This is a genomic window from Streptomyces sp. NPDC059900 (genome assembly GCF_050270335.1).
Taxonomy (GTDB): Bacteria; Actinomycetota; Actinomycetes; order Streptomycetales; family Streptomycetaceae; genus Streptomyces.
In genome coordinates this window covers 1-8,065 of sequence record NZ_JBNNJZ010000376.1, presented here as the reverse complement: position 1 = coordinate 8,065, position 8,065 = coordinate 1, and the positions used below count along the sequence as shown (strand labels likewise).

Annotated in this window: 6 protein-coding genes; 3 read left to right on the top strand and 3 right to left on the bottom strand. The window is 71.0% G+C overall.

Annotated elements, in window-relative coordinates:
* Positions 1-1,182 (bottom strand): sigma-70 family RNA polymerase sigma factor (locus ACQKIP_RS33045; protein ID WP_427744999.1); only part of this gene is annotated, 1,182 nt, incomplete at its 3' end.
* A 192-nt stretch (positions 1,183-1,374) separates the two neighbouring features.
* Entirely contained in the window at positions 1,375-2,154 is a 780-nt protein-coding gene (locus ACQKIP_RS33040) for a TetR/AcrR family transcriptional regulator (protein WP_365861549.1), read from the bottom strand.
* Between the two features lie 372 nt (positions 2,155-2,526).
* Here ACQKIP_RS33040 and ACQKIP_RS33035 point away from each other — a divergent pair, with 372 nt between their 5' ends.
* Complete coding sequence (locus ACQKIP_RS33035) at positions 2,527-3,885, top strand: NAD(P)/FAD-dependent oxidoreductase (RefSeq protein ID WP_365861552.1); 1,359 nt, start codon at positions 2,527-2,529, stop codon at positions 3,883-3,885.
* A 142-nt stretch (positions 3,886-4,027) separates the two neighbouring features.
* Positions 4,028-5,701 carry an ATP-binding SpoIIE family protein phosphatase gene (locus tag ACQKIP_RS33030; protein ID WP_365861554.1) on the top strand — a complete coding sequence of 558 codons (1,674 nt, stop codon included), beginning with the start codon at positions 4,028-4,030 and terminating at the stop codon, positions 5,699-5,701.
* Positions 5,702-5,716: 15 nt separating this feature from the next.
* Here the strand turns inward: ACQKIP_RS33030 and ACQKIP_RS33025 are convergent, their stop codons facing one another.
* Complete coding sequence (locus ACQKIP_RS33025) at positions 5,717-6,994, bottom strand: MDR family MFS transporter (protein ID WP_365861555.1); 1,278 nt, start codon at positions 6,992-6,994, stop codon at positions 5,717-5,719.
* 130 nt (positions 6,995-7,124) lie between these two features.
* Between ACQKIP_RS33025 and ACQKIP_RS33020 the strand changes: the two genes are divergently transcribed.
* On the top strand, positions 7,125-7,673 hold the full coding sequence (locus ACQKIP_RS33020; protein ID WP_365861556.1) for a MarR family winged helix-turn-helix transcriptional regulator: 549 nt from the start codon (positions 7,125-7,127) through the stop codon (positions 7,671-7,673).
* The last annotated feature ends 392 nt before the right edge of the window (positions 7,674-8,065 follow it).

Genomic DNA, 8,065 nt, shown 5'->3' with positions numbered 1-8,065 from the left:
CCCCTCGGCAGCGGCGCCTCCGCCCGCGGCCCCGCCGGACGAGCCGCCGCTCGCCGCCGCGGCCCCTGCCGCACCGGCGCCCGCCGCACCCGCGGCGCCACCGCCGACGAGCGCCGCCACCTTCGCGTACCCGGCGGCACCGAACCAGCCGATGACCGCGATCGGCACGACCCCGGGGATACCGCTGGCGACTTCCTTGATCTGGCCGGCGGCCAGGCGGCACTTGGCGCACTCCTCCAAGTGCTTGCGCAGCCCGCGCTCGGCCCGGGTGCGCAGACTGCCGCGGGCGTAGGCGCCGAGGCGGTCCGCGTAGCGCGCGCACTCCTCGTTCTCGGCGAGGGCGGTGCTCACATGGGCCTGGAGATAGGCCTCCTTGAGACCCTCGCGGGCCCGCTTGGCGAGGACCCGGGTGCCGTTGGCGTCGAGCCCGAAGAGCGTGGCGACGTCACTCGGGGACTCGTCCTCGATCTCCGTGTGCCACAGCACGGCCTGCCAGCGCTCCGGGAGGCTCCGGAACGCCTGCATGGCCATGGACTGCTCGGCCTCGTGCATCGCGCGCACGTCCGCGCCCAGGTCGAGCGTGTCGTCGTCCGAGACCTCGGAGGTGCGCGCGGCCTGCGCCGCGAACACCGCGAAGTCCTCGACCAGTTGCTCCCGTTTCGCCGACTTCGTCCACCCGGCGGCGACGCGGCGCACCGTGGTGAGCAGATATGCGCGCACGGCGTGCTCGGGTCCGCTGCCGCCCCGGACCGCCTGGAGCATCCGCGCGAAGACCTCGGCCGTGAGGTCGTCGGCGGTGTGCGCGTCACGGCAGCAGGTGCGGGCGTACCGGCGGACGGCTTCGGCGTGCCTGCGGTACAGCTCCTCGTACGCGGTGTCGTCGCCCGCCCGCATCCGCGAGATCAGGTCGCTGTCGGGCGAGGGGCCGTCCGCGGACGCGAGGGGCGCCGAGGCATCGCTCCGGCCGCCTTCCCGCTGCGGCGGAACGCTGGGATCCGCACCGCCGCGATCCGCACCGCCGCGATCCGCACCGCCGCGATCCGCACCGGCGGGACCGGTCGCAGAACCGGGACCCCCCTGGCTCGGAACCTGCCGATGAGGAAGCCCCGAGGCCTCCCCGCCCAAGGAGGTGGCCTCCCCGCCCAAGGAGGCGGACGACTCGTCCCGCCCGTCACCACTCATCGCGGAAAGCCCCCGCTTGCACACTCAGACCCGGCCATCCGGGAAAGCGTGCCATACGGTCGCGCGCCGGCAGACGGCGATGACGGTCAACCACTCTTCCGAGGTGACTTACCGATTCAGAGCACTACCGTTCACCCATTCGGGGAAGGCTCAACCGCCACGTGTGCACCGGTGGTTGAGCCGACCCCGCAGTCAGGCCGTGGGACGCGAGCGGAGTCCCTCGAGCAGGATGTCGAGCAGCCGCGACGAAGCCGCCGCCTGCTGCGCCGCGTCCGGCAGCGAGGGCGCAGCCGTGGCTATCACCAGGAGCACGTCCGCCACGGTCACGTCCGGGCGCAGCTCGCCCGCCGCACGCGCCCGGTCCACGAGCCGCCCCACGACGTCCAGGAGCGCGACCGCGCCCGGGTCGTCCGGCACCGGCACCGGCTCCTCCGCCGGAGCCGGGCGCTGCTCGACGAGCCGCAGATCGGGAGCGGCCACCGCCGCCTGCCGCTGCTGCGGCACGCGCGCCTCGTCCTCCCGTACGCCCGTGACCTCGTCGGCGACGCCCACCCGGAGCACCTGCGGCGGAAGCAGCCGCCCCGCGCCCGATGCGACGGACGTCCGCAGGAAGCGCGAGAGCGCCGACCACGGCTCGTCCTCCTGCCCGAGCGCCGAACGCGCCTGGTCGGTCAGCCGGGAGGTCTCCTCCTCGGCTATGCGCCGCACCAGCACGTCCTTGCTGGGGAACCGGCGGTAGACCGTGCCCACGCCGACGCGTGCGCGCCGGGCGACGTCCTCCATCGGCGCGCCGTAACCCAGCTCGCCGAAGACCTCGCGCGCCGCGCGAAGAACGTGCTCGAGATTGCGCTGTGCGTCCACACGCAGCGGCGTCGAACGCGGCCCGTCCCCCATGTCGCGTCCGTTCCCGCTGGTGGCGACGGCTGATGCCGACGCTGTGCCGGAAGTCCAGTGAGTTTCCTGAATATGCATACGCGTTCCCCCGGTAATGACGTCTCCCCCCGGAGACACTCCCCGCCATTGACAACCGGAGCGTGAGGAGCGAGCCCGATTCCCGGGCCCTGTCCGGACCCGACGAGCGCATCCCCCGACACCCCGACGACACACGAACATAGTTGAGGCAGAGTCAATTCAGAAGAGGTGGGTTCCGCACGGAGCTCCCCCCGATCGGAGTACGCACCGATTCCGACCCGATTGCACCCCCCGGCTTTCCCCCTCTTCCCCCCGCTGACCTGCGCACCTTCCCCGCGCCCCGGCACGGCCCCGGCGGCGTGGCGCGAGCCGCGGCCGGTCACACAAATTGCTCAGCCTGTGGACAAACTCAAGAGCTGCGTGCGTCATGGGATGGTGAAGGAACCTGTGCGCATTCTCGTTGTGGGCGGCGGATACGTCGGCATGTACACCGCGCTGCGCCTCCAGCGGAAGCTGAAGCCGGAGCTGACGCGGGGCGAAGCGGAGATCGTGGTGGTGACGCCCGACCCGTACATGACCTATCAGCCATTTCTGCCCGAAGCCGCGGCCGGCTCCATCTCGCCGCGCCACGTCGTGGTCCCGCTGCGCCGCGTCCTGAACAGATGCCGCATCGTCATCGGCGAGATCGCCTCGGTCGACCACGCCAAGCGCACGGCCTCGTTCACCACGCTCGCCACCGCGGACGAGGGCGCGGGCGCCGTCGAGATCACGTACGACGAGATCGTCATGGCCCCCGGCTCCGTCGCGCGCACCCTGCCGATCCCCGGCCTCGCCGAGCACGGCATCGGCTTCAAGACGGTCGAGGAGGCCATCGGCCTGCGCAACCACGTCATCGAACAGATGGACATCGCCTCGTCGACCCGCGACCCTGCGATCCGCGACGCGGCCCTGACCTTCGTCTTCGTGGGCGGCGGCTACGCCGGTGTCGAGGCGCTCGGCGAGCTGGAGGACATGGCCCGCTACGCCTCGCGGTACTACCACAACGTCAAGGCCGAGGACATGAAGTGGATCCTCGTCGAGGCCACCGGCCGGATCCTCCCCGAGGTCGGCACCGAGATGGGCAAGTACACCGTCAGTGAGCTGCGGCGCCGCAACATCGACGTACGCCTGGAGACGCGCCTCGAATCGTGCGAGGACCGCGTCGTCGTACTGAGCGACGGCGCGCGCTTCCCCACCCGTACGGTCGTGTGGACCGCGGGCGTCAAACCGCATCCGGTGCTCGCCGCGACCGACCTGCCGCTGAACGAACGCGGCCGCCTGGACTGCACCGCCGAGCTGACCGTCGCGGGCGTCACGCACGCGTGGGGCGCGGGAGACGCGGCGGCCGTCCCCGACGTCACGGCCGACGAGCCCGGCAAGGAGTGCGCCCCCAACGCCCAGCACGCGGTACGCCAGGCCAGGACGCTCGGCGACAACATCGCGGCGTCCCTGCGCGAACAGCCCCTCAAGCAGTACGAGCACAAATACGTGGGCTCGGTGGCGTCCCTGGGGCTGCACAAAGGCGTCGCGCATGTCTACGGGAGGAAGTTGAAGGGCTACCCTGCCTGGTTCATGCACCGCGTCTACCACCTCAGCCGTGTGCCCACCGTCAACCGCAAGTCCCGCGTGCTCTCCGAATGGATCCTGTCCGGCCTGTTCAAACGCGAGATCGTGTCCCTGGGGTCGCTCGAGCACCCGCGTGCGGAGTTCGAACTCGCGGCCGGGGGCAGAAGCCCGAAGGAGTCCTCCTGACCGGAGACAGGAACTCCCCGTGTGACACCGGCGTCTGACGGATGTCAGTCCGGTCGGCCAGACTGTTCGTGTGACCATGGGCGGGCCAGGACCGCCGGAAATCCCCGCCCGATCCAGAAGCGATATCACGAGGCCTACCGCAGTGAACTTCACGCGCTGGAGCGCCCGGCTCCCCGGAACGCAGCGCCGCGCCGCGGCGCGCACCGACCTGGGGATTTCCCCGCCACAGCGAGCCGAAAGCTCCGTCCCTGCGGCCCGCGCCGAAGAAGGCCAGGAGGGCACGACGCTCGTCCCGGCCGCCGCCGGCGTCGACGAACTGCCGACCCGCGAGGTGCTCGACCGCATCCCGGCCCTCGTCGCCCTGGTGCACGGCCCCGAGCACCGCATCGCGTACGTCAACGACGCGTACGCCAACGCGTTCGGCGAGCGCCCCGTGGGCGAGCCCGCCCGCGCCGCGCTGCCCGAGCTCGAAGAGCTCGGCCTGCTGCCCCTCATGGACCAGGTCCTGCGCAGCTCGAAACCGCGCACGGTCAAGTCCCGCAAGGCGGCGAGCGGCCGTTCGTACACCTTCACCTGCACCCCCGTGACGCTCCCCGTGAGCGACACCGACGCGCGGCCCAAGGACGACGGCATCCTCGTCTTCGCCGCCGACGTCACCGACCACGCGGAGGCCGCCGAGCGGCTGCGGGCCAGCGAGCGCAGCCAGCGCGAGACGGCCGTCACCCTGCAACGCTCACTGCTCCCGCAGGAACTGGAACAGCCGGACGATCTGCGCATCGCCGCCACGTACCAGCCGGGCGGCACGGAAACCGCGGTCGGCGGCGACTGGTACGACGTGATCACGCTCGGCGGCGGCCGCACCGCCCTGGTCATCGGCGACGTCATGGGCCGCGGCGTCCGCGCGGCGGCCGTCATGGGCCAGCTCCGCACGGCCGTGCGCGCCTATGCCCGCCTGGACCTGCCCCCGCACGAGGTCCTGCAACTCCTGGACGGCCTCGCCGCCGAGATCGACGCCAGCCAGATCGCCACGATGGTCTACGCCGTGCACGACCCGAACGAAGGCAGCCTGACGTACGCCTCCGCCGGGCACCTGCCCATCCTCGTACGGGACGAGGGCGGCACGATCCACCGCGCGGAGGAGCCCACAGGGCCGCCGCTCGGCACCGGCGGCTGGCTGCACACCTCGGGCACGGTCCCGCTGGGCCCCGGCTCGACCGCCGTCCTCTACACGGACGGCCTGGTCGAGCGGCGCAGCGAGGACATCGACGAAGGCGTCGCCGCCCTGGAGCGCGCCCTCGCCGGCGCCACCGGCACGCCCCAGGTGGTGTGCGACCGCCTGATCCGCGCCCTGGGCGTGACCGCCGACCACGACGACGACGTGGCGGTGCTCGTCATCCAGCACCCCGCACGCAAGGGCCTGGACGCCGAGCTGTTCCGCAACGCCGCCCTTGAGCTGCTCGGCGGCGTGGAAGCGGCGCCACGCGCGCGTGCCTTCGCGACCGGCGTCCTCGCCAGCTGGCGCTTCCCTCCCGAACTGCACGACCTGGGAGTCCTCGCCGCCAGCGAACTGGTCGCCAACTCCCTCCAGCACGGCACCCCGCCGATGCGCCTGCGCCTGCGCCGTACGGACCGCCGCCTGATCATCGAGGTGACGGACGGCGACGACCACCTGCCGAGGCGCCGCCGTGCCAAGGCCGCGGACGAGGCCGGGCGCGGGATCGCCATCGTCGCCACGATCGCCTCGAACTGGGGCTCGCGGCGCACGCCGGGCGGCGGCAAGGCGGTCTGGTGCGAATTCGCCCTCCCGCGCGCGTAGCGGCCCGGCAGCGCTCTAGGAGTTGGCCGGTACGGGCTCCGGGGTGCCCTGCGCCACCACCCGGCTCTTGGCCACGTACGGCTGGTTCTGCAGCGGAGTGAGCCGCCGCCCCAGGCGCACCGCGAGCACCGTGATGCCCAGCGAGAACAGCAGGAACGTCACGATGTACGGCCCGTGCAGCGCGGCCCCCATCGGGCCGCCGACCGCGGGACCGACCGCCAGCGCCAGCTGCTTCACCAGGGCGAACGCCGAGTTGTACTGACCGACCATCCCGGCCGGAGCCAGATCGGCGACCAGCGGCGCGACGGTCGGCGACAGCATCGCCTCACCGAGCCCGAAGAGCGCGTACGTGGAGATGAACGCGGCGGTAGCCATGGCCTGGCTGCCGTGCCCGAGCCCGGCGTACCCAGCGGCGAGCCAGGCGACGGCCCAGATGAGACCGACGGCGGCGATCACCCGGGACCGCTTGCGCCGCTCGACGAACTTCAGGACGGCGAACTGGGCAACGACGATCATGGCCGTGTTGGCGGCGAGCGCGATGCCCAGCGTCGACGGCGAGATCCCGGCCGCCTCCACGCCGTACGCGGAGAGACCCGACTCGAACTGGCCGTAGCAGGCAAAGAACAGCACGAAGCCGAGCACGCACAGCTGCACCATCGCCTTGTGCCGCAGGAGCGCACGCAGACCGTTCTGCGGAGTGGTCCCGTCCGTGGGGACGGCGTCCTGGATGGACGGCGCGTGCGGAAGCCGCACGGTGACGGCGATCGCGGCGAGCACCAGGAACATCACGGCCTCGATGGAGAACAGCGTGATGAAGCTGCCCGGGTCGTGCTCGTCGACGATCTGGCCGCCGAAGAGCCCGCCGATGCCGAGGCCCAGGTTCTGCAGGAAGAACTGCATCGCGAAAGCGCGCGTGCGCGTGGCGGGCGTCGAGCACCAGACGATCATCGTGGCGAGCGCCGGCTGCATCACCGCGGTGCCCGCACCGAGGAGGGCCGCCGAGACGATCGCGGTGGGCTCACTGTTGGCGAAGCCCAGGGCGAGGGCGCCTGCCGAGGCGGTCAGTGCCGCTCCCATCAGTACGGGGAGCGGGCCGCGACGGTCGATGATGCGCCCGGTGACGGGCAGGACGATCAGCGCGGCCATGGCAAACGCGGCGAGCACGATGCCCGCCGTACTGGCCCCCAGATCCCGCACCTGCGCCACGTAGACGTAGAGGAACGGAACCGTGAACCCGACGCCGAACGCGCTGAGCGCGCTGCCGACCTGAATACGGCGCATCGCTGCGCCCATCGCCCTGGTCACTTTCACCTGCCTTGGTAGTGAGGTCTTCGACATGAAGACTTCGAAGCTAAAGTTAGAGACTAAACAATACACACCGAAGAACTTCAACGCCAAGTAGGGCCGTGCCATACTGCGGGCCATGGGTGACACTCCCGGCCCCACTGAGCCGACTCTCGAAGAGCAGATCGCCGCCTACCAGCGGGAGTTCCAGGACCTCGACCCCCAGGTCGAGCAGATCGTCTCGGCCCTCGGCCGCCTCAACCGGCGGATGAGCGTCGCCTACGGGCGGCAGACCGCGACCCTCGGCATCAGCAACGCCGAGTGGGAGGTGCTCAAGGCCCTCGTGCTCTCCGGCGCTCCCTACCAACTGGGACCCGGCGAGCTCGCCAAGCGCCTGGGCCTCACGCCGGCTGCCATGACCCACCGCATCGACCGCATGGTCGCGGAAGGTCTGGTGACCCGGGACCGCGACGAGTCCAACCGCGTACGGGTGATCGTCGAGATCACCGCGGAGGGCCGCGAGAAGTGGCTGGAGGCGATGCGCCTGGCCACGGTCTTCGAGGAGGACCTCCTCCAGGACCTGTCACAGGAGGAGCGCGGCGCCCTCGGGGAAGTACTGACGCGTCTGCTGCGCAGGGTCGAGGACGCCCAGCCGGACGCGGGCGGACGCCTCACCGACCTGGATTGAGCGCTGCCTGAGCACCCGACCTCGGGCGTTTGACAGTCGCCCACCGGATCCGTAAAGTTCTTCGGGTTGCCACGGAGCCGTAACGGTTCTGCGACAGCCACTCCCGCCGCTGAAACGCGGCAAAACAAACTCTGCACGACACCCCACCGGGAACGATTTCGGCATGCCCGAATTCAATTCCACGGCTCGATTATGAGTCGCCGGGGAAACCCGCTAGAGTTTGGGACGTCAGAACGGCCCAACAGCCCGGAAGACAAGCCCCGCTGACTGGGAATCAGGCCCGAAAGGATCTGGTAGAGTCGGAACCGCCGGAAAGGGAAACGCGAAAGCCGAAAGGCCGGAGCGGGAACCGGAAAGGCACCGAGGAAATCGGACACGAAAGAGTCTGATAG